Source organism: Cupriavidus sp. HE11 (assembly GCF_056097175.1).
The window spans coordinates 2,500,401-2,522,419 of sequence record NZ_CP184464.1; the positions used below are offsets into that span (position 1 = coordinate 2,500,401).

Annotated in this window: 21 protein-coding genes; 10 read left to right on the forward strand and 11 right to left on the reverse strand. The window is 66.9% G+C overall.

What is annotated here, in order from left to right; genetic code table 11:
• Nucleotides 1–9 precede the first annotated feature (9 nt).
• The 4 genes from ACOABP_RS11615 to ACOABP_RS11630 all read left to right on the forward strand — a co-directional run bounded on the left by ACOABP_RS11615 (nt 10) and on the right by ACOABP_RS11630 (nt 4,221).
• Complete coding sequence (locus ACOABP_RS11615; protein WP_092595240.1) at nt 10–705, forward strand: TerC family protein; 696 nt, start codon at nt 10–12, stop codon at nt 703–705.
• A 265-nt stretch (nt 706–970) separates the two neighbouring features.
• Complete coding sequence (locus tag ACOABP_RS11620) at nt 971–1,495, forward strand: pilin (protein WP_474225120.1); 525 nt, start codon at nt 971–973, stop codon at nt 1,493–1,495.
• Nucleotides 1,496–1,764: 269 nt separating this feature from the next.
• Nucleotides 1,765–2,250: a pilin gene (locus ACOABP_RS11625; protein ID WP_474225121.1), complete on the forward strand. Its 486-nt coding sequence runs from the start codon at nt 1,765–1,767 to the stop codon at nt 2,248–2,250.
• 156 nt (nt 2,251–2,406) lie between these two features.
• Complete coding sequence (locus tag ACOABP_RS11630) at nt 2,407–4,221, forward strand: PglL family O-oligosaccharyltransferase (RefSeq protein ID WP_474225123.1); 1,815 nt, start codon at nt 2,407–2,409, stop codon at nt 4,219–4,221.
• Nucleotides 4,222–4,228: 7 nt separating this feature from the next.
• Here ACOABP_RS11630 and ACOABP_RS11635 read toward each other — a convergent pair whose 3' ends face one another.
• The 3 genes from ACOABP_RS11635 to moaC form a co-directional block, all read right to left on the reverse strand.
• A complete protein-coding gene (locus ACOABP_RS11635) occupies nt 4,229–4,753 on the reverse strand; it encodes a hypothetical protein (protein ID WP_474225125.1) in 525 nt (174 codons plus the stop codon).
• Nucleotides 4,750–5,211: a hypothetical protein gene (locus ACOABP_RS11640; RefSeq protein ID WP_474225126.1), complete on the reverse strand. Its 462-nt coding sequence runs from the start codon at nt 5,209–5,211 to the stop codon at nt 4,750–4,752. The genes ACOABP_RS11635 and ACOABP_RS11640 overlap by 4 nt, the downstream gene beginning before the upstream one ends.
• Nucleotides 5,212–5,454: 243 nt before the next feature.
• Nucleotides 5,455–5,931, reverse strand: coding sequence for a cyclic pyranopterin monophosphate synthase MoaC (moaC, locus tag ACOABP_RS11645; RefSeq protein WP_474225128.1), 477 nt, complete (start codon nt 5,929–5,931; stop codon nt 5,455–5,457).
• 137 nt (nt 5,932–6,068) lie between these two features.
• Here moaC and ACOABP_RS11650 point away from each other — a divergent pair, with 137 nt between their 5' ends.
• The gene (locus ACOABP_RS11650; RefSeq protein ID WP_474225129.1) at nt 6,069–7,940 is read left to right on the forward strand and encodes a beta-barrel assembly-enhancing protease; all 1,872 of its coding nucleotides are present in this window, start codon (nt 6,069–6,071) and stop codon (nt 7,938–7,940) included.
• A gap of 16 nt (nt 7,941–7,956) precedes the next feature.
• Here ACOABP_RS11650 and ACOABP_RS11655 read toward each other — a convergent pair whose 3' ends face one another.
• The 6 genes from ACOABP_RS11655 to ACOABP_RS11680 form a co-directional block, all read right to left on the reverse strand.
• Nucleotides 7,957–8,526: a DUF2946 family protein gene (locus ACOABP_RS11655; protein WP_474225130.1), complete on the reverse strand. Its 570-nt coding sequence runs from the start codon at nt 8,524–8,526 to the stop codon at nt 7,957–7,959.
• A 10-nt stretch (nt 8,527–8,536) separates the two neighbouring features.
• Nucleotides 8,537–9,556: a YheT family hydrolase gene (locus ACOABP_RS11660; protein WP_474227822.1), complete on the reverse strand. Its 1,020-nt coding sequence runs from the start codon at nt 9,554–9,556 to the stop codon at nt 8,537–8,539.
• Between the two features lie 14 nt (nt 9,557–9,570).
• Complete coding sequence (locus tag ACOABP_RS11665) at nt 9,571–10,011, reverse strand: YybH family protein (RefSeq protein WP_474225132.1); 441 nt, start codon at nt 10,009–10,011, stop codon at nt 9,571–9,573.
• A gap of 10 nt (nt 10,012–10,021) precedes the next feature.
• On the reverse strand, nt 10,022–11,044 hold the full coding sequence (gene waaF / locus ACOABP_RS11670; RefSeq protein WP_474225134.1) for a lipopolysaccharide heptosyltransferase II: 1,023 nt from the start codon (nt 11,042–11,044) through the stop codon (nt 10,022–10,024).
• Nucleotides 11,045–11,174: 130 nt separating this feature from the next.
• Complete coding sequence (locus ACOABP_RS11675) at nt 11,175–11,369, reverse strand: zinc-finger domain-containing protein (RefSeq protein WP_029051276.1); 195 nt, start codon at nt 11,367–11,369, stop codon at nt 11,175–11,177.
• A 53-nt stretch (nt 11,370–11,422) separates the two neighbouring features.
• Nucleotides 11,423–11,560 carry a hypothetical protein gene (locus ACOABP_RS11680; protein WP_474225135.1) on the reverse strand — a complete coding sequence of 46 codons (138 nt, stop codon included), beginning with the start codon at nt 11,558–11,560 and terminating at the stop codon, nt 11,423–11,425.
• Between the two features lie 136 nt (nt 11,561–11,696).
• Between ACOABP_RS11680 and ACOABP_RS11685 the strand changes: the two genes are divergently transcribed.
• The 5 genes from ACOABP_RS11685 (at nt 11,697) to ACOABP_RS11705 (ending at nt 19,319) form a co-directional block, all read left to right on the forward strand.
• Entirely contained in the window at nt 11,697–14,627 is a 2,931-nt protein-coding gene (locus tag ACOABP_RS11685; RefSeq protein WP_474225136.1) for a DEAD/DEAH box helicase, read from the forward strand.
• A 359-nt stretch (nt 14,628–14,986) separates the two neighbouring features.
• Nucleotides 14,987–16,552, forward strand: coding sequence for an amidase (locus ACOABP_RS11690; protein ID WP_474225138.1), 1,566 nt, complete (start codon nt 14,987–14,989; stop codon nt 16,550–16,552).
• Between the two features lie 47 nt (nt 16,553–16,599).
• Nucleotides 16,600–17,937 (forward strand): MFS transporter, encoded by a 1,338-nt coding sequence (locus ACOABP_RS11695; protein ID WP_474225139.1) that lies wholly within the window; start codon nt 16,600–16,602, stop codon nt 17,935–17,937.
• Between the two features lie 264 nt (nt 17,938–18,201).
• Entirely contained in the window at nt 18,202–18,999 is a 798-nt protein-coding gene (locus ACOABP_RS11700) for an AzlC family ABC transporter permease (protein ID WP_066739419.1), read from the forward strand.
• On the forward strand, nt 18,996–19,319 hold the full coding sequence (locus ACOABP_RS11705) for an AzlD domain-containing protein (protein ID WP_066739418.1): 324 nt from the start codon (nt 18,996–18,998) through the stop codon (nt 19,317–19,319). The genes ACOABP_RS11700 and ACOABP_RS11705 overlap by 4 nt, the downstream gene beginning before the upstream one ends.
• Here the strand turns inward: ACOABP_RS11705 and ACOABP_RS11710 are convergent.
• Together ACOABP_RS11710 and ACOABP_RS11715 are read right to left on the reverse strand one after the other, a co-directional pair.
• Nucleotides 19,316–20,467, reverse strand: coding sequence for a helix-turn-helix transcriptional regulator (locus ACOABP_RS11710; protein WP_474225141.1), 1,152 nt, complete (start codon nt 20,465–20,467; stop codon nt 19,316–19,318). The genes ACOABP_RS11705 and ACOABP_RS11710 overlap by 4 nt on opposite strands.
• A 144-nt stretch (nt 20,468–20,611) precedes the next feature.
• Nucleotides 20,612–21,718 carry a helix-turn-helix transcriptional regulator gene (locus ACOABP_RS11715; RefSeq protein WP_474225142.1) on the reverse strand — a complete coding sequence of 369 codons (1,107 nt, stop codon included), beginning with the start codon at nt 21,716–21,718 and terminating at the stop codon, nt 20,612–20,614.
• Nucleotides 21,719–22,019 lie beyond the last annotated feature (301 nt).

The following is a 22,019-nucleotide window of genomic DNA, read 5'->3' on the forward strand; positions in this document are numbered from 1 at the left end:
AGTCTAGCCGTGGAATTGTTGTCCAGCAGCACGTTCTGGATTGCGCTGGGGTCGATCATCCTGACCAATATCGTCCTGTCGGGCGATAACGCAGTGGTGATCGCGCTCGCATCGCGCAACCTGCCCCCTGCCCAGCAGAAGAAGGCCATTTTCTGGGGTAGCGCCGCCGCCATCATCATGCGGGTGGTGCTGACCGTGGCAGCCGTCAAGCTGCTGAGCCTGCCGTACCTGAAGATCGTGGGCGCCGTCCTGCTGGTCTATATCGGCGTGCAACTGCTGACCGGCGATGACGACGAAGACGGTCATGACGCCAAGGACAACATCTGGGCCGCGATCCGCACGATCCTGATCGCCGACCTGGTCATGTCGCTGGACAACGTGGTGGCGGTGGCCGCTGCCGCGCAGAAGGGCCCCGAAGGTAGCCAGCTGATGCTGCTGATCATCGGCCTGGGCCTGTCGATTCCGCTGATCGTCTTCGGCAGCACGCTGCTGCTCAAGGTGATGGAGCGCTTCCCGATCATCATCGTGCTGGGCGCCGCGCTGCTGGGCTACCTGGCTGGCGAAATGCTGGTCAGCGATCCGGTGGATGCCGAGTGGTTCCAGGTTCATGTGCCGCACGCACACCTGGTGTTCGGCGTGATTGGCGCCGTGCTGGTCGTGCTGATCGGCAAGCTGATGCGCCGCCGTAGCGCACAGACCGCCTGACGACAGTATCGGGCAATACAGAAGTAGCATCGCGAGCCTGAAACGGGCGACCCACCATGGGTCGCCCGTTTTGTTTTTACAACACTGGAACTGCAGCGTCCGCGCCACGGACTCCTGCGGATTTCCAAACAATTCCCACATTTCTGTGGGAATTGTCCGAGGTCATTGGAGCCTCGCCAGTGTTCTCCCGATCATGACCCCAGCCACGCGCGGCTGAACTTCCAATTCAACACGTCAATTTCACGACGACAACGAAAGGGTCAATATGCAAGGCAAACTGAACGCCATCCATCGCGGTGCCCACTGCGCCGCCAGCCGTACGCAACACGGCTTCACGCTGATCGAACTGATGATCGTGGTGGCCATCATCGGCATCCTGGCGGGCATCGCCGTTCCGCAGTACCAGGACTACGTGGCGCGCTCGCAGTTCTCTGAAGGGGTCAACCTGGCGTCGGGGCAGAAGGCGCCGGTGACGGAGGCTTTCTCCAACTCGGGCAGCTGTCCCAGCAACGCCAGTGGGGTGGCCGGCGGCATCCCGGCTTCGACCGACATATCCGGCAGCTACATCGGCAGCGTGCTGGTCGGCGGCACCGCCACCGAAGCTGGCGGCTGCACGATCACGGCGAACTTCAAGGATAGTGGTATCGCCAAGGGCCTGACCGGCAAATCCGTGACGCTGACCATGGGCAACGCGGACAAGGGCTCGGTGACGTGGAAGTGCGAATCGTCGGCCGACAAGAAGTACTTGCCGCAGGCCTGCATCCAACTGACGAAGGCCTCGGCCGAATGAGCGCCAGGCCAGGCAGGTGAGGGTGTGGCTGGCGGTGGCTGGCTGTGCCAGCCCCGGGCGCGGTTCGGAGTGTTCCGAGCCGCGTCCGGGAAACGACTGAGCGCGATAATTCGTATCGAATCGACTGCATCTGCCTGCGATTGCAACGATGTTTGCCGCCTTGCCCTGAATCAATCCGGAGGCGACGCGACTCCCCCGAAGATGGCCGTGCCGATGGCCCTGGAGGCTGCCGGCGCAATGCCATTCCAACAACTTCAGAAGGGGTCAACATGCATTACCAAAAGGGTCGCCACGCCGGCTTCACGCTGATCGAACTGATGATCGTCGTCGCGATCATCGGCATCCTGGCGGCGATTGCCATTCCGCAGTACCAGGACTACATCGCACGGGCGCAGATATCCGAGGGGCTGACACTGGCGTCGGGGCAGAAGGTGTCGGTAACGGAAACGTTCTCGCAATCCGGCAATTGCCCGAACAACGCCAATGAGATGTCAGACGGCATCCCGGCTGCGGCCGATATCAACGGCAAGTACGTGGAGCGCGTAAACGTTGGCGGCACCGCCAATGACAAGGGCAACTGCACGATCATCGCGACATTCAGGCAGTCTGGCGTGTCCAAGGAGCTGAAAGGCAAGACCATGACGCTGACGATGGACAACGCGGACAAGGGCTCAATCAAGTGGAAGTGCGATTCAGACAAGATCGCGCAGCGTTTCCTGCCGCAGGCATGCAAGGGGGCAGCCAAAAAGGCTTGATACGGGACGTAGTCGCCCAGCATCGCGGGCCGGCCGATCCAGGTCGGTCCGTGCGTCCTCGATAGGGTGACCGACGCGTGCAGGAGCGGTTCTGCCCCATCGGCGCTGGCCGCCACGCTATCATGGCGCCTTTGTCTCCTTGAGCCCCCTGCGCGCATGCCGCTGCACCGAGCCACGCTTCCCGCGACGGCAATTGTCGTTGCCTTCACCCTCCCGTTTCTGGTCTCGCGGCATACGTTGCCGCTGGCGACGTTCTTTGGCGAATGGACGGCTGCGCTGCTTGGCGTGGCGCTGGTGGCCGTGCTGGCGCTGGTGCGCGTCGATGTGTCGGGCTCCCGGCCTCGCAAGGCGTTTCCCTGGGTGGCGGCTTTCCCGCTCTGGCTGATTGCAACCACGCTGCTGCAGGCGGCGTCGGGCATGGCCGATGTCTCCGGCAGCCGCCTGACCACGCAAATGGTGCTGGCGCTGGGCGCGGCCGTGATGCTGGGCGCCTGGCGCATGGGGCAGGCATCGTCGGTGGATCGTCGGGCCAGCATCGTCGATGCGCTGGCCATCGCCTTTCTGGTGGCGGGGCTGCTAGGCACCTTGGCGCAGTGGGTGCAGGTCTTCCACATGGAAGACCAGGCGTTCGGGCTGGTGTCGGAGTATTTCTACGACACCAACCGGCGGCTATGGGGCAACCTGAACCAGCCTAACCATCAGGCGACGCTCAATGGCCTGGCGCTGGCGGCTGCCATCTGGCTGGCAACGCGCAGCTGGCTGCAGTTTCCGACCTGGCTGGTGGCAACGGCGCTGCTGGAAAGCGGCATCGTGCTGTCCGGGTCGCGGACCGGCCTTGTGCATGTCGGGCTGACGGCCATATACGCGTTGCTGGCGGCCGCCATGGCACGCGGTACGCCGCGTGGGGTCAGCCCGATGCATCGGGCCCCCGGCCTGGTCGCTGCTGCCGTGCTGCTGGTCGTGGGCATCGTGGTGCTGCAGCCGGCCATCAAGATGGCGGGGCAGGCGTTCGACTGGCGGTTGTTCGATACCGTTTCGCAGTTGCAGTCGGGCAACCAGATTTCCTATCGTGGCGCACTGTGGTCTCAGGCGCTGGCAATGTTCCATGCGCATCCATGGCTGGGCGTCGGCTACGGCGAGTTTGGATGGGCGCAGTTCCAGGTGGCGTCGCAAGTGCAGGTGGTAGCGGAAATGTCGCTGCATGCCCATAACGCGATGCTCGATCTTCTGGCGAAGACGGGCGCGGTTGGCACCGCTGGTGTCGTGCTCGTGCTGGCGGCATGGTTCTGGCGCGTGATCCGTGACCGCATCTGGCGTGGCAACGCGGCCGAGCGAAGCATGGCGGTGCCGGTGCTGGTCTGGCTGGCCATGCTCGTGGCGCACTCGATGCTGGAGTACCCGTTGCACTACCTGTATTTCTTCCTGCCGTTCTGCTTCCTGCTGGCCTGGCTGGAGCCATCGGGCTTCGGCCGGCCGTGGCCACGTGGCGGCGCGATGGTGGCGAGCCTGGTGTTCGTGGCAGTGTCGGCGGTGGCGCTCGTCACACTGTGGCAGGACTACAAGCGCGTGGAGGCGCGGGAATATGCGAGCGATGCGCATCGCGACGCCTTGCCGATGCCCCGTTACTGGTTCCGCCAGCACGCAGCATCGGACGTCGCCGAGCATATGACCATCACGCCCGATAGTGCAGCCGCTTTGCTGCCGGGCCATGTCGATGCGCTGCACCTGCTGCCCACCCCCAACCTGATCCGCCGCAGCGCGTGGCTGCTTGCGCTGACTGGCGAGCAGGCGCGCGCCCGGCTCTGGATGGAACGCCTGCGCTATTACTACCAGGGGGATGAGGTGGCCCAGTTCGCCGCGCTATCGCGCGATTGCGATGCGCTGGGCGCCGATCGCCGGCCGCGCGAGTTCTGCGCGTGGGTACACCTGCGCGTCCAGCGCGGTCAACACCGCGCGTCTCAGGACAACTAGGGCTGGATCAGCGTACGTAGCCCGGCGGAGGCGGGGGCGGATAGTACGGCTGGTAGTTGGGTGGTGGCATTGCCGCACGTGCCGGCGGTTGCGCTGTCACCATCTGCCCATAGACGGGCACGCGGTTGCCGCTGGCGTACATGCACTGGACATAGGCGGCGTCATACGCATGCTGCGAGCCATAGCCGGCGTTGTAGGAATTGCCGGCTCCGATCGCCGACCCGGTCAGCAGGCCGACACCGGCGCCCACGGCGGCACCCTGGCCGCCGCCGAACGCGGCGCCCGCCGCCGCACCCAGCGCGGTGCCTACCACGGCGCTGCCCACGGCCGCCGCGTTGGCGTTTTGCTGCGGCGTGGTCCCGCCTACTTGCCCGAAGGCGAATTGCCGGCAGTTGTAGTCGTCACCGCGGAACTGGTCGAACGTCTTGTTGGTGCCCGGCAGCGCCATCACGCTCGGCCCCGAAGGCATCACCGCGCAGGCACCCAGGCCCAGCGATGCCGCGATCAGCAGACTCAACGAACGCAATCTCATGACGTGACTCCAGGGGCAGCGGGAACGGGTGCGGACGAAGAGGGTGCATGGGGCTGCTCGCGCTGCCAGCCACCAGGGCAGTCCTTCACATAAGGGAAATAGCCTTCGGGCCGGGCGCAGTGATACCACCAGGCGTTGGGCGACGACCCATCGGACACGGCCGGATTGCCGTCGCTGCCCTGTTCGATATATTGCGGCGGCTCCGCCGGCGGCGCTGCCACGACGGCGGGTGACGGATAGTAGCCCGGATAGTAGCCGGGAGCGTAGTACGGACCATACGGATACCAGCCGGGGCCCCATCCCGGACCCCAACCCCAGCCCGGCCCCACGTAGACACCTACACCCACGTGGGCATGCCCACCGTGGTAATACCCATGGGCCAGCGTTGTCGTGCTGTACCCCGCCGCGCCCATCGCGGCCATTGCCAGAACGATCTGGCAGAGCTTGCGCCCGTTCATGATGTGTACCTCGAGTTCCTGCCTGTGCTTAACGTCCGAACCTTGCGGCCGGACGACTGACGGCAACCGTCATGTCTTGCATTGAATATCAATTTGCCGCCGACAGGGGCATTTCGGGACATCCGGAAATGTGGCGTTACCTTTATTACGGGCGGGACGAACAAGGCGCATGTGCCGGCACGGGCGCGTGACGGGAGCGCGACAAGGAGCTTCTGAATCGGAACATGCTGTTTCGGGACTGGCTTATGCCGCCACCCAATCCCCCGACTTCCCCCCGTGCTTTTCCAGCAGCTTCACGTTGCCCATGACCATGCCCCGGTCCACGGCCTTGCACATGTCGTAGATTGTCAGTAGCGCCACCTGCACGCCGGTCAACGCTTCCATCTCCACGCCGGTCTGGCCGTGGGTTTCGGTGCGCACCACGCAGGCGATGGTCGAGCTGGGTTCGTCGAGCGCGAAGTCCACTGCCACGCGGGTCAGGCCGATGGGGTGGCATAGCGGAATCAGGTCGGCCGTGCGCTTGGTGGCCATGATGGCTGCCACGCGGGCAATGCCGAGCACGTCGCCCTTCTTGGCGGTGCCGTCGCGGACCAGTGCGAAGGTTTCGGGCAGCATCGTGATCGTGCCGGTGGCTATGGCCACGCGATGGGTGCTGGTCTTGTTGCCGACGTCGACCATGTGGGCCTGGCCGGCGGTGTCGAAATGGGTGAGCTGACTCATGGGCGGCAAAGGTAGGGCAGGGGGAAGGGGTGAATGGGGCGGTCGCAACGGGGCCGGGAACGTGGCGCAAGACAACGGCGGCCGGCGCTGGGGCTTGCCCGATGTGAACGGCATCCAGAGGCCGCTATCATAGCAACATGCCCAAGACATCTTGGCCTCGCCGCCTGCCCGTCCGGTCGAGTGCCCGCGCCCAGGAGCCCGCCGTGCCTGCCGTCCGTGCGTCACATCTGACGCGCGCCGTCGCGGCTGTGCTCGTGCTGACCATGGCGGCGCCCGCATGGCCGCAGGGCGCGTCCGCCACGACCCCTGCCACGACCGCGGCGCAGCCGGGCCGGACCAGTGCCGCCGCGGCTGCCAATGCGAAGCTGGCCGCCACGTCGGGGGGATCGGGATCGCAAACCTCGGCATCGCAAACCTCGTCGGTTTCGGCCCCAGTGCCCACCCTGAACAGCACGGTCAGCGACCAGGTCTACGACAACCTCAACCGCAGCGTCCGCGCGGGCCAGAAATCGGAATTCGGCCTGCGCAGCGGCAATACGGTGGTGGAAAGCGCCGGCATCCAGTTGCCGGATCTGGGCGATCCGTCCACGGCGTCGCTGTCGCCGGACATGGAAAAGCGGCTCGGCGACCGCATCATGCGCAGCATCCGGCGCGATCCGGACTACGTGTCGGACGCCTTGCTGAACGACTACCTGAACGCGCTCGGCTACCGTCTGGTGCAGGCGGCCCGGCGCATGAACATTTCCGGTTCCAACGGGTCGGGCACCTTCGCTACCGGCTTCGAGCTGTTCGGCGTGCGCGACCGTTCGATCAACGCATTCGCGATGCCGGGCGGCTATATCGGCGTGCATACGGGCCTGCTGGTCCAGTCCGATACGGAATCCGAACTGGCATCGGTGCTGGGCCACGAAATCGGCCACGTCATGCAGCGGCATATCGCGCGTGGCATCACCAGCCAGGACCAGTCGATGTGGATTGCGCTGGCGTCGATGGTGCTGGCCGGCCTGGCCGCCACCAAGAGCGGCGATGCGGCGGCGGCCCTGGCGATGGGCGGGCAGGGCGCGGCCATCGCCAACCAGTTGTCGTTCTCGCGCGGCGCCGAACGCGAGGCGGATCGCGTGGGCTTCCAGATCATGACCGCCGCGGGCTTCGATCCGCAGGGCATGCCCGATTTCTTCCAGCGGCTGCAACGGGTGATGGGTATCTCGGACAATTCCGTGCCCGCCTACGTGCGCACCCACCCGCTGACGTCCGAACGTATCGCCGACATGCAGGATCGTGTGCGCCACGTGGCCGCGCACAAGGTTGGCAATACGCCCGACTATGAATTCGCCCGGGTGCGCGCGGCGGTGCTGCAGTCGCCCACGCCGAACGACCTGCGCAACCTGCTGGCCTCGTTCCAGGCGCAGCTGTCCAAGGCCCCGCCCATACGGCTGCCGGCGGTGTATTACGGCATTGCATTCGCCAACCAGCAGCTGGGCCGGTTCGTCGATGCCGAAAAGGCCCTGGCCGAGGCGCGGCGTCTGTACGGCACGATCCCGGGCGCCACGTCGGGTACGCCGATGCTGGATGTGATGGCCGTGGAACTGGCACGCAGCGAGGGCCGCTCGCAGGATGCGCTCACGCAGGCGGCCGCCACGCTGAAGGCTTTCCCGCTATCGCACGCGGCCGCGCTGACCTATGCCGACACGCTGCTCGCCACCAACCGGCTGGACGATGCTGTGACCTTCCTGCGCTCGCGCACGCGCGAGGAGACGGGCCGTTCGGAGTGGTGGGAATTGCTGGCGCGTGCCTATGCCGCGCAGGGCAAGCGGCTGCAGCAGCATCAGGCGCTGGCCGAGAAGTATGCGATGGACGGCTCGTACCAGGCGGCCATCGAACAGCTCCAGATCGCGCGCAAGGCCGGCGATGGCGATTTCTATACGCTCTCGGAAGTCGACGCGCGCCTGCACCAGCTGCAGCTTCAGTTCAAGGAAGACCGGCAGGACAACAAGGGCATGCCGAACTAACGCCCCCGGTGCGGAGTTACTCCGCCACTGGCGCCCGCACGAAGCCGAAGCGCTTCGGCACTTCCGCCTCCAGGATGGGCTCGATGTCGAGATCGCGCCCGGCATGGTGAAAGACGCCCAGCACTGCGCCGCATGCCTCGCCGTGCCAGTCGCTGGCCGTGCTGAAGGCGTCGAGATCGTGATCATGCAGCAGCGCCGCCTGCTCGCCATCCACTCCTTCCACGGTGCCGGACAGCAAGACGTTGCCGTGTTCGTCGGCAAAGCACGCCGCCGGCGTGAATGCGCGGCCGGTGGACGTGGTCAGCGCGCCGTTGTGCAGGCGCGCAATCCAGGGCGCGTACGCCAGCGATACGAACACCCGCTGCGGGCCGTTCTGGAAATACCAGGCGCCGTGCCCATCGTGCGTGTAGTTGCGCTCGATAAAGCCGATCAGCGCCTCATGGCGGATCGGATCGCCAGACAGGCCGTGTTGCTGCGCGAACTCGTTGCGCATGCGCCATTGGCCGCGACGGTCGAGCGCCAGCCAGCCGAAGCAGTTCGGCACGTTCGGCCACCTCGCCATGGCTTGCTTGACCACTTCATCCATGGTGTCTCCTTTATTTGCCGATGCTGTCGAAGAAGCCCAGGATCCGCGTGGGCAGCCATTCGATATGCCCGGCCAGCGGCAGCAGCGGCAGTTGTCCCAGCAGGCCGCCACGCGGCGTCATGAAGCCGACGTGGCCGCCGTAAGCGGGCTGTTCCAGCAGCACGTCTGCGCTGACATCGGCGGGGCCGGGCAGATGCGGGGCGGGCAGGAACGGGTCGTTGCGGGCATTGAGCACCAGCGTCGGAATGCGAATCTCGCCCAGGATGGGTTTGCTGGAGGCACGCGCCCAGTAGTCATCGGTATCGCGAAAGCCGTGCAGCGGCGCCGTCACCACGTTGTCGAACGCGTACAGGTCGCGGCTGCGCAGCATGACCTCGCGGTCGAACAGGCCCGGAAACTGGTCGAGCTTGGCCAGCGACTTGCGCTTAAGCGTCTGCAGGAACATGCGCGTGTAGAGCATGTTGAAGCCGCTCGACAGCGCTGCACCGCCGGCCGCCAGGTCGAGCGGTGCCGAGATGGCGGCCGCGCCGCGCAGGAAGCTGGCATCCCGGCCGTCCTCGCCCAGGAAACGCAGCAGCGCATTGCCGCCCAGCGAGATGCCCACGGCCAGCATCGGCCGGCCGGGCTCGGTGGCATGCAACTGGTCGCGCATCCGGTGCAGTACCCAGCGGATCTCCGTGGAATCGCCCGAGTGGTAGAAGCGCGGCGCCTGGTTCAGTTCGCCCGAGCAACCACGGAAATGCGGGATGACCCCCGCCCAGCCGCGGTCGCGCAGCGCCGCCATCAGCGCCTGTGCGTAGTGGCTGCTGGAATCGCCCTCCAGGCCGTGGAACATCACAACCAGCGGCGAACCGGGCGTTGTCGGGTGCGTGGTCCAGTCGAGGTCGATGAAGTCGCCGTCCGGCGTGGTCCAGCGTTCGCGGCGAAACGCGATGCGGCGATGCCGCGTGAAGCGGGCCGGCAGGATGGTCTGGGCATGGCCGCCGCGCAGCCACCACGGCGTCTGGAACGTGTCGCCGAACAACGGCATGGCCGGTACGGCCGTCAATGCAGGGCCTGCCCCGGTGCGGCGGCCACGGCGGCCACCTGCACGGCGTTGGCCGGGCTGCAGTGGATATGGGCCAGGCGCCAGCCCTCGTGGTTTTGCATCAGCACGTAGGTGGTGTGCACGAACAGGTCGGCTTCCACACGGCCTTCGCCAAAGCGCAGCGCTTCGGTGACGTCGAAGATCGACACGCCCAGCGATGAATGGCTGCTGGTCTCGATGGCGTCGATCAGCACCGGCTGCTCTTCCAGCAGCTGCGCAAAGGCCTGGCGCAGGTTCTCATGGCCGATCAGACGCTGGCCGTCGGGCATCACGCAGGTGACCGAGTCCTCGTCCAGCCAGAGGCGCAGCGCGCCATCGGCATCGCGCAACTTCATGGCTTCACGGAAGGCCTCGACGATGTCTTCGGCGGAATCGAACAGGCGGGCGAAACGGGGCATGTTGGTTGGGTCAGGGACGGTGCAGGAGCTTGCGCAACTCGACGAACACCATTTCGGGTTCGATTTCCTTCAGGCAGCGCAGGTGGCCCAGCGGGCACTCGCGCTTGAAGCAGGGGCTGCACTCGAGTTGAAGCCACATGATACTCGCTGCCTGTGACAGCGGGGGCGTGTGGCGCGGGTCGCTGGAACCATAGACGGCCACCTGGGGCCGGTTCAGCGCGGCGGTCACGTGCATCAGGCCGGAGTCGTTGCAGACCGCGGCTTCGGACAGCGCCAGCAGGTCCACGGCATCGTCCAGCGATGTCTGACCGCACAGGTTTCGCACGAACGGCGCACCCTGCACGATCTCCTCGGCGATCTCGGCGTCCTTGCCAGACCCCAGCGTCACAATCTGCGCGTAAGGATACGACCGGCGCAGCATCTGCGCCAGCGCCGCAAAGTGCGCGGCGGGCCAGCGCTTGGCCGGGCCGTATTCGGCACCCGGGCAGAACGCGATCACGCGCGTGCCGGGAGCGATGCCGAAGCGCTCGGCCGTGGCGGCCATGCGCGCCGGGTCAACCTTGAGACGCGGGTCGGGAATCGACTCGGGCAGCCGCGCGCCGGGCTTGAGCGCCAGGCGGGCGTAGTGCTCCACCATCGGCGGACGCTTGTCGCGCGGCGGATTGGCGTGGCGCACGTTCAGCATGCCGAAGCGCGCTTCGCCACGATAGCCGATGCGCAGCGGGATGCCGGCCAGGAACGGGATCAGCGACGATTTCAGCGAATTCGGCAGCACATAGGCCACGTCGTAGCCTTCGTGCTTGAGCTGCTGCGCGAACATCAGCCGCGCGCTGAGCTGCAGCTTGCCGTGTGCCAGGTCGCTCGGGAACACCTTGCCGATCTCGGGCATGCGCGCCAGAACCGGGGCCACCCATTTGGGCGCCAGGGCATCGATGACCAGGCGCGGATGGCGAGCCTTGAGCAGCGCGAACAGCGGCTGCGCCATCAGCGCGTCGCCAATCCAGTTAGGGGCGATAACGAGGGCTTTTCTCATGAAAGTGGGTATTGCTTGGCCCTTTGGTGCGTGGCCCTGTTTTGCTTGCCCGGGCATGTCAACGCCCCGGGGCGCTGGGCGGCCCGGGGCGTCAGGTCGAAACGGCAGGAAGAGGCGTGGGCCGCGCGGGTCAGTGGTGACCCTTCAGCACGGTGCCCGGCTTGAGCTTGTACACGGTGCCGCAGTACGGGCACTTCACTTCGCCCGTGTCCACCACGTCCAGGAAGACGCGGGGGTGGTAGTTCCAGGCCGGAGTGTTGCCGGTGGGGCAATGCAGCGGAATGTCTTCTGCGCCGATTTCGACGACGGTTGCGGTTTGCGTCATGGTCTTGCGGTTGTCTTGCAGGGATGGATTGGTGTTCTGCGGATGGCGCCGGATCAGACCCGCGTCAGCCGCTTCCTGTACTTCTCGTCGGTGCCGCCAACGGCCGCGAAGAACGCTTCGTCCGCGCGGTACATCTGGCCGCGCCCGATGCGCTTCCCGCGTATCTTGCCGTCGCGATCTGCCATCGTCATGGCCTGTCCCGACGCACCAACAAAAGGCGTAAAGGCGCCATTGTAAGCCGGGGGGCCTTGCGTGCCAACGCGGCGCGGCACACACACCGTTCTACAATCGCACCTTCTTTCCCGACCTGCGCGCCCTTCGTTCCCAGTGTCCCAGTCCGCTCCCACCCCTCTCGACCCTGACGAACCCGCCGGTGGCGACCGCTGGCAGGACGCGCTGGGGGCGCTTGAGGCACTGGCTGGCGGCGAGCCGGCCCCGGACGCCACCGGCGCGGGCCGCCGCCTGCTGTGGGCCCTGACGCTCGATGTGGACGGCGAGATCGGCACCATCGAGCCGATGGAGCAAAGCTGGGGCACGCGTGGCTGGACGCGCCCGCGCCCCGTGACGCTGGCCCGCGTGGCCGACGACGATACCCTCCCGCCGTGGGATGCCCGTGTGGCGCGCACGATCCGGCGCGACAGCTCGCGCAACCGGCGCCTGGTGCTGGACCGCGCCGCCGCCATCATGGCGCTGGTCGGACACCCGGCCGTGGTGCTGGCCCACGCGCCTACCGTACCGATGGAGGTGCTTGAGGCTGCACCTTCGCTGGAGGCTGTGCGCGAAGGCGACCGCTTCCAGTTGCGCATCGTGCCGCCGATGCGGGCGCCGAAGTCGATGGAGGACTTCCTGCCGGCCGCCGCGAAGCAGGAAGCCGAAGCCTTGCGCCAGGTCACGGTGCTGCAGGACGGCGCGCGCCGCCTGCGCGTGATCCGCTTCACGCCTGCCCAGCAAGAGGCCGCCAAGCTGATTGCCGGCGGCCTGACCGTGCCGGCCACGGCACAGGCGCGCCTGGACAGCACGCTGCGCGTGCTGGCGGGCCATTTTCAGATCCACGCCGACAGTTCGGGCGAAGCGCGCGAGCGCGACCCCGAATCGCGGCTGCGGGCCGAAGTGGCGCCCGTGGGACGCGGCATCAGCCTGCGCCTGGTGGTGACGCCGCTTGGGGCGCCTGGCCCCCGGCTGGCTCCGGCTCATGGCCGCGCGCAACTGATGGCGACGATCGGGGGCGATACGCTGGTCACCTATCGCGATCTCGCTGCCGAGCAGGCCCACGTGGCCGAGGTGTTCGATGCGCTGCCGTTCCTGGTCCAGCAGGCGCCGGCCAGCGGCGAGCACAGCTGGACGCTGGACGATCCCGAAGACGCGCTGACCGTGATCGAGACCTTGCCGGGCCTGGCAGGCGTGATCGACCTCGAATGGCCGCGCGGCCGGGAGTTGCGCGTGCTGTCGGCCGATCTGCCGCAACTGGCGGTCAGCGTCGAAACCGGCAGCGAGTGGTTCAAGCTGGTGGGCGAATTGCACGTGGCGGAAGGCCTGGTGCTGTCGCTGGAAAAGCTGGTGGCCTGGGCGCATGGGCACGCAGGCCGCTTTATCGCGATGGAGCACGGCGTGTACGTGGCCCTGACCCGCCAACTGCGCGAGCGCCTGCGCGACCTGGCCGCCGTGGGCGACGGCGTGCGCGATGGCATCCGCGTGCCGCTGGTGGCCACGCCCTGGCTCGACGACGTACTGGCCGGCGTGGGCATCGATCCCGATGCGCATTTCCGTACACGCGTTAAGCGGCTGCGCAGCGCGCGCGAGGCCGATGCCCCGGTGCCGGCCACGCTGGCCGCCGACCTGCGCGCGTACCAGGTGGAGGGGTATCGCTGGATGATGTCGCTGGCCGAGGCAGGTTTCGGCGCCTGCCTGGCTGACGACATGGGCCTGGGCAAGACGCTGCAGTCGCTGGCCGTACTGCTGGCGCGCGCGGCCGGCGGCCCGGCGCTGGTGGTGGCGCCCACGTCGGTATGCGGCAACTGGGCGGCCGAGGCGCGACGCTTCGCGCCGGCGCTGCAGGTGCATGTGTACGCCGAAGGCGACCGCACGGCCATCGTCGAACAGGCCGGCGCGCACGATCTGGTGATCGTCTCGTACAACCTGCTGCAACAGGCGCGCCGTGCATTCTGCGACCGATCCTGGCACACGGTGGTGGCGGACGAGGCGCAGTCGTTCAAGAACCCGTCGTCGCGGCGCGCGCAGGCCATGTTCGCGCTGCAGGCCGACTGCCGTATCGCGCTGTCCGGCACCCCGGTGGAAAACCGCTTGGCGGAACTGTGGGCCGTGATGCGTTTCTGCAATCCGGGCCTGCTGGGGTCGCTGGCGCGCTTCAACGAGCATTTTGCGAATCCGATCGAACGCAACGGGGCACGTGACCCGCGCGCCCGCTTGCGCCGCATGATCGCGCCATTCGTGCTGCGCCGGACCAAGGCGCAAGTTCTGGACGAATTGCCATCCCGCACGGAACTGGTGATCCGCGTGGCCCCCGAGCCGGCCGAGGCCGCGCATTACGAGGCGCTGCGGCGCCAGGCGCTGTCCGAGGCCGAACGCGCGCTGTTGCGACCTCGGAAGGACCGCAAGGCACGCGCGACGCTGCCCGAGCCTCAGGCGCGTATCCACGTGCTGGCGCAACTGATGCGCATGCGCCGCGCGGCCTGCGATCCAAGGCTGGTGACGCCCGAGACAGGCCATCCCGGTGCCAAGGTGCGTGCCTTTGCCGAACTGGCAGCCACGCTGGCAGCCAACGGCCACAAGACGCTGGTCTTCAGCCAGTTTGTCGATTTCCTGCAGTTGCTGCGCCAGCCGCTGGACGAGGCGGGCCTGGCGTGCCAGTACCTGGACGGCGCCACGCCCGCCGCCGAACGCACCAAACGCGTGGCGGCCTTCCAGGCCGGCGAGGGCGATGTGTTCCTGATCAGCCTGAAGGCCGGTGGCTTCGGCCTGAACCTGACCGCGGCCGACTACGTCGTGATCGCAGACCCGTGGTGGAACCCGGCTGCGGAAGACCAGGCGATGGGCCGCGCGCACCGCATCGGCCAGCAGCGGCCGGTGACGGTCTACCGGCTGATCACGGCCGGCACGATCGAGGAGCGCATCGTCGACCTGCACCAGGGCAAGCGGGCGCTGGCCGAAGGGGTGCTCGACGCGTCTGCCGACGAGGCCACGGGCCGCGACGTGCCGCTGCCCGATATCGACGAACTGGTGGGGTTGCTGCGGCGCTGAGCTTGCCTCCCCGGCAGGTGGCTTCCCGCTCCCGCATCGCGGGAGCGGGACCGGTGGATGGGGCAGGTCGGGCCAAATCTGACGCGCCTGCACCAAACGGTATACAAATTCATCCCAGCTTTGGTGCGAACGCACATTTGCAGGTCTTTCTTGCGAGGGCCGTTTTTGCTGCGTGGCAAGGGTACGGTACGCCTGCCCTCTCGCCCAACCCTTATCCCACAGGCGGAGGATGGGGGGCAGCTGCGTGTCTGCACGTACTGTTGCGGTGCATCCAGCCTTGGCACAAATACTGCCTTGAGATTCTTTGGATTCGGAATATAGTATACCGAGTCGTTTGATCCCGACGCGTTGCTTCCAACATGCCCCCACAGGTTCGGCCAGATGTCGTGCGCCGCGCCCATGACAACAACGGAGCCACTGTGACCCTGCCCGACCCCGTGCCGGCCGATCCGTCCCGGCCAGATGTCCGCTGGATGCCTGCCCACATTGCCGCCGCGCAACTGGCGCGTGGAGAAACCACGGCGCTGGCGCTGGTCGAATCGTGCCAGGCGGCCTGGGATGCCCATCACGGTCAGGTCAATGCGATCGTGCTGGCCGATTTCGAGGCGGCCCGCGAGGCGGCCATGCAGAGCGATGCGCGCCGTCAGGCCGGGCGCTCGCGCGGGCCGCTCGATGGCGTGCCGTTCTCGATCAAGGAATCGTTCGATGTGGCCGGCTGGCCTACCACATGCGGCGTGCCGGCGCGGGCCGATCATCGCGCCGGGGCCGATGCAGTGGTGGTGGAGCGCCTGCGTGCGCACGGCGCCGTGCTGCTGGGCAAGACCAACGTGCCGCTGGGCCTGCGCGACTGGCAAAGCTACAACGCGGTCTATGGCACCACGCGCAATCCGCACGATCTGTCGCGCACCCCGGGCGGGTCGTCCGGCGGCAGCGCGGCGGCCGTCTGCGCCGGCATGAGCTATTTCGATATCGGCTCGGATATCGGCTCGTCGCTGCGCAACCCGGCGCATTACTGCGGCGTGTTCTCGCACAAGAGCAGCCACGGCATCGTGCCGCTGCGCGGCCATGGCAATGCGCGGACCGGGTTTGCCGAACAGGACATCAATGTGGCCGGCCCCGTGGCCCGCAGCGCGCGCGACCTGGAACTGGTGCTGCGCGCCATCGTCGGACCCGATGCCGCCGACGCGCCCGCGTGGCAGCTCGACCTGCCGCCATGCGACCACACGCGCCTGGCCGATTTCCGCGTGGCCGTGCTGCCCAGCCATCCGCTGGCCGAAGTCGACGCGACGGTCAGTAGCGCCATCGAGCAGCTCGGACACCAGCTGGAGGCGGCGGGGGTAGCGGTTGCCTGGAACGTCCGTCCCGACTTCGACGCCGCGCAGTTGTGGCGCATCTACGTGCTGCTGCTGCGCGCGACGACGTCGTTCCATATGGATGACGCCGCATTTGCCGATGCGCTGGCGCGTGCCGGCGACCCCAACGGCGACGACGCCGACTATGCGTCGCTGCAGTTCACCGGGGCCGCGTTGAGCCACCGGCACTGGCTGCTGATGCAACCGGCCCGCGAAGCCTTCGCGCGTGCCTGGAACCGGTTCTTTGGCGACTTTGACGTGTTGCTGTGCCCGGCGGCATCCACCACGGCCTTTGCGCTCGACGAACAGGGCGAGCCGTGGCAACGCACGATCACGGTCAACGGCCAGCCGTGGCCGCTGACGTCGCAACTGTTCTGGGCCGGCCATTCGGGGCTGTGCGGCCTGCCATCGACGGTGGCGCCGATCGGCCCCGCGCGCGATGGCCTGCCGGTGGGCGTGCAGATCGTGGCCCGCCGCTACGGCGACCTCACGTCGCTGCGCTTTGCCCAGTTGCTGGAAGACGCCGGCCATGGCTTCCGGCCACCGCGTATCGCTTCATCGCCGAATCGTTAATTCACGACATCGCTGCATCGCAAAATCGCTAAAAGGGGAGGGCGATCATGCTGGACTGGTTCAAGGAGTTGTCGCGCGCCGAGCGCAAGGGGTTCTACGGGGCGTTTCTGGGGCATGCGGTCGACGTGTTCGACTTCATGATCTATTCGTTCCTGATTTCGACGCTGCTGGCGCAGTGGGGCATGAGCAAGTCGATGGCGGGGGCCATCGTCACGTGGACGCTGGTGTCGTCGCTGGTCGGCGCCGTTGGCGCGGGCCTGCTGGCCGACCGCTTTGGCCGCGTGCGCGTGCTGCGCTGGACCATCCTGGTATTCGCGGTGTCCTGCTTCCTGTGTGGCATCGCCAATTCGCCAGAACAGCTGATGGTGTTCCGCATGCTGCAGGGCCTGGGCTTCGGCGGGGAATCGTCGCTGTGCATGGTGCTGGTGACCGAGCTGATCCGCAATCCGGCGCATCGCGGCAAGTACTCGGGCTTTACGGCCAGCAGCTATTCGTTTGGCTGGGGCGGCGCGGCCATCGCCTATGCCATCACGTTCAACCTGTTCGAACCCGAAGTGGCGTGGCGTGTCTGCTTCTTCCTGGGCATCCTGCCGGCGCTTGTGGTGGTCTACCTGCGCCGCAACCTGGAGGAGCCCGAAGTCTTCCTGAAAAGCCGCGCCGAACGCGGCAAGGTCTCGGCCTCTGCCGACCTGGCGCGCGTGTTCCGCAAGCCGCTGCTGAAGAAGACGCTGCTCTGCAGCCTGCTGTCGGGCGGCATGCTGGGCGCCTACTACGCCATTGCCACCTGGCTGCCGACGTTCCTGAAGACCGAGCGCGGGCTGTCCGTATTCGGCACCAGTTCCTACCTGGCCGTGACGATCCTGGGCTCGCTGGTCGGCTATGTGGCCGGCGCCTATGCCACCGACCGCTGGGGCCGGCGCCTGACCTATATCGCGTTTGCGGCTGGCGCTTTCGTGATGGCGATGATCTACATGGTGATTCCGGTCTCGAATACGTCGATGCTGTTCCTGGGCTTTCCGCTCGGGGTGCTGATGCAGGGCGTGTTCTCGGGCATCGGTGCCACCATTTCCGAGTCGTACCCGAGCGGCGTGCGGGCCACTGGCTACGGCGTGGCGTACAACCTGGGCCGCGTGATCGGGTCGTTCTTCCCGCTGGCCGTGGGCTGGCTCAACAGCGGGCGCACGTCGCTGGCGCTTGCCATCGCCATGGTGGCCGGGGTGGGCTACGCGCTGGTGATGGTGTCCGCGGCGCTGCTGCCCGAGACCTCGGGCATCGACCTTGGCCAGGCCGGTGGCGGCGACGACCATGACGAGGCCACCGAGCCGGCCGGCGTCACGGCCGCAACGACGCTGGCGCCGGCTGCGCCGGCCGGCAAGCCCGCATGAGTTGATTCGGGCGGGTCTGGGCCGGGCTGGATCTGCCTGGCCCTGGGCAGTCGGGATGCTGGCCGGATTGCCATGTGACGGCGGCGCTTTGACCTCGAAACAACAGTCGCGCCGCCCGCAATTAAGCCACCGCTTACCAGTGGCACCAGCGGCCCTATAATGGCTGCTCCGCCATCGGCCACGCATCCTGCGTGGCCGATGGCCCTTCCTGACGGCAATGCCGCACACAAGACGGCCTGCCGTACCGTCTCTTCTCATCTCGCCATGACACCCCGACAGTCGTCCCCGGTGTGGTTGCGCCTCTGGCATCGCTTTGCCGAGGTGGAGCGCAACGCCTTTCTCGACGGCGCGCGATTTTTCGCGCCCTCGCTGCCCGCGGTATTTTCCTGGGGCCTGGTCACCGGGGTGGCGATGAGCAAGTCGGCGCTGACCGTGCCGGAGGCCATCGGCATGTCGCTGCTGGTCTATGCGGGGTCTGCCCAGCTTGCCGTGCTGCCGCTGTTCGCGGCGGGCATGCCGATCTGGACGGTCTGGCTCACGGCGGCCGTGGTCAACCTGCGCTTCGTGATCTTCAGCGCCGCGCTGCAGCCTCACTTCAACTACCTGCCGGGCTGGCGCCGCACGCTGCTGGGCTTCTTCAACGGCGACCTGCACTTTGTCTATTTCATGCAGCGCTACGCCGAGCCGGGTTACGCGCCGGGCAAGGAGGGGTACTTCTGGGGCATGGCGTTGATCAACGGCGCCACGTGGCAGGTGTCGTCGATTATTGGCATCTTGCTGGCCAGCCTGTTCCCGGACAGCTGGGGCCTGGCGCTGGCAGGCACGCTGGCGCTGATTCCGGTGATGATCGCGACTATCAATTCGCGCTCGACGCTGATGGCCGTGGTGGTGTCGGCCGTGGTGGCGCTGCTGTGCTTCGACCTGCCGTACCGGCTGGCGCTGGTGATTGCCGTGGTGGCCGCGATTGCCGCCGGCATGGCCAGCGACGAGATGGCCGCGCGCGCCACGCTGAAGGGCATCCGCGCCCGCAAGGGCCGCCAGCCAACCGGAGACCAGGCATGAGCCATCTCGATACCTGGATTGCCATCCTTGGCATGACCGTGGTGACCGTGTTCTCGCGTGCGCTGTTCCTGATGGCGGGCGAGCGCGTGACGGTGCCGGACCGCATCCAGCGCGCGCTGCGCTATGCGCCGGCTGCGGCGCTGGCGGCCATCATCCTGCCCGACCTGCTGACCTTCGAAGGGCACTTCACGATCGCGCCGGGCAACGACAAGCTCATGGCGGGCATTGCCGCCACGGTTTGCTATGTGCTGACCAGACGCATGGTCGGGATGATCGTGGTGGGTATGGCGGTGTACACCGCGCTGCGGCTGCTGGGCTAGAAGGTCTGCAGCTCGTTGTCGGCCGGCTCGGCCAGGATGCCGCTCAGGCGCGTCAGCAGGTGGGCGAGCTGCGCCTGGGTGCTGGTGCTGGTCTTGGTGAATATCGCCTTCAGTTGCGAACGCGCGGTCTCGCGCTTGATCCCCAGCTGCGTGCAGGCGTCGGGCAGACCCATGCCGGTGGTCAGCAGCATGGCAAGCCGGATTTCGGCGGGCGTCATGCCGTAGAGGTCGCGCAGCACGGCCGGCACCGCGCGCGGCGGCCCGCGGTTCTCGTGGATGGAAACCAGTACCGGCTGCCCTTCCCATTCCGAAGACTGAAAGAGCGCGGGCGTCAGCGCCACGGCCACGATCTGTGCTGCGCGGCCATCGGCGCCAATGGCCTGGATGGCCTGGGCCGGCTGCAGCGAGTTCGGGTCGCACAGCGATCGCACGACATCTTCGAAAGGCCGCGACAGGTGCCATCCGTTGCCATTGGTGCTGCCCTTGCTGTCGGTGGCGTCTCCGGGCAGCAGCCGGCGCGGCCACGGCGAGCCGGCCGCGTTAGCCAGCAGAACCTTGCCCGATTCCGAAAACACGACCACGCCGAATGGCAGGCGATTCAGCAGGTCTGCCGAGACACGGCCCTGTGCCGCCACTGCGTGCGTGCGGTCGCGCAGGGCCATGGCCTCGCGCAGATGCGGAATGGCCCAGTCCAGCGCGCGTGCGTCGGTCTCCGAATAGCCGTCCTCGCTGGCCGGGCGCTGGAGGGCCAGATAGATCTCGTGCTCCGGACGGCGGTCCACCAGGCAGGCCATGACCGATGTCAGTGCGACGTCGTCCAACGACTCCACAAGAAAGGCCTGGTTGGGCGCCCTGGCGCCGGCGGTGTCGCGCTGGTCGATATGCCAGCCGCCCACGGGCATTGATCCGGATACCGGCATGCCACTGTGCAGCCGGTAGGGCGGCGGCAGAATGGCGAGGTTATCGGGCGCACGGTTGACCATATGGCGTACCTGCACGGTCTGCAGCCGGGTATCCAGGACCAGCAACGATGCCTGGATGCTGCCGCTTTGTTCGCACAGCGCGTAGAGACTGCGCTGCCACGCAAGGGGCTCGAACACGCCCAGATATAGGCCACGAATGGTCTCATGCATGTCAGCTGCGTTCATTACGTTACTTCCTTTGTTCTTCTTGGCGGCGGGCACGCGAGCGAAGGGTGCCGCCGTGCATCGCGACTTGCCGACGGTCGATATGGTCGAGGCGTGCCAGGGGCCGCAGCGCGGATTCGCGTGCAGGGGACGGCAGGGCAGGCGTCAGCCTCCGTCCAGCGTGGCCGCCAGCTTCGTCAGCAGGTGGGTGAATTGCGCCTGGCTCGTGCAGCCGGTCTTCAGGAAGACGGCCTTGAGCTGGGTGCGCGCGGTCTCGTGGCGAATGCGCATGTGACGGGCCGCCTCGGGCAAGCCTTCGCCCGTTGCCAGGCGCGCCGCGAGACGCGTTTCGGCCGGCGTCAGCCCGTAGAGATTGCGCAGCACGGTGTCCAGCAGTACCGATGGCGCACCGGCCTCGTGCACTACAACCAGCGCTGCCGGCTGCTGCCACTGCGAGGCAAACGCATGCGTGGGCGGCAGCGGCAGGACCAGGACTTCGGCATGGTTGCCGTGATCGTCGCTGGCGCGCGCCGCTTGCGCGCCAAGCGGATTGCCGGGATCGCAAGCCGCCTGCACCATGTCGGCAAAGGGCCGCGACAGATGCCAGGCCGTGGTCTTGCCCGAAGGTTCCAGGCGGCGCGCCCAGCGTTCTCCGGCCATGTTCGCCAGCAGCAGGTGCCGGTCGGGCGCGTAGACGCCCACGGCAAAGGCCAGCCGTTCCAGCAGGCGGGCCGAGATCGAGGCCATGGTCGACAGTGCCAGCGTGCGGTCGCGCATGGCAATGGCGCTGCGCATGTGCGGGACGACCCAGTCGAGCCGGCGCGTGTCCTCGCCCGAGAAGGCGTCCTGTGACAGCGCACGCTGCATCGAGAAATACACCTCGTAGTGCGGCTGGCGTTCCACTAGGCAGGCGACGTACGAACGCAGGTCGAACCGATTGAAGAAATCGCGATAGAACGGATGTCGCGCCATGGCCTGGGGACCCAGGTCGCGCGCGTCGATGTACCAGGCGCCGGGCACCAGCCGGGGCGCGAAGGCCTTGGCCGGGTCGATGGCCTGGAAATCGTTTTCATAGGCGGTGAACAACTCCGCCACGGGATTGACTACTTCGTTGACTGTTACCTGGTCGCGCACCGTGTCCCAAACCATCATCGATGCATGCGCCGTGTCGGCGATCTCGGTCAGCGTGCGCAGGCTCTGCTGCCATGCGGCGGGATCGAGGATGCCTTCATACAACCCACGGATAGCACCGTGGATGGCGGCTTGTTCCATCTGACTACCCCCTTGCATTCACCACGTCTGTTCCTTCCCGCGTGTCCGTCGCGCACGTCCGCGGAAATGGTGGCGCCAGTCTGTGCCGGCTGTTGTCTCACGTCATGATGTACTAAAACTACCAAAAGTAGTTCGAGTGTCTGACTAAGCGTACGTTTAGTACATTAAGGCGTACATTACCGCATGCGGCCGCGATGTTGTTAAGACAATGATCCCTACTAAAGTAGGGGTATGACGGGGCGGCCGTGTGATGCGCGGATGGTCGGGGGCCGGAAGGCGTAAATCCGTAACGGCGATCAGG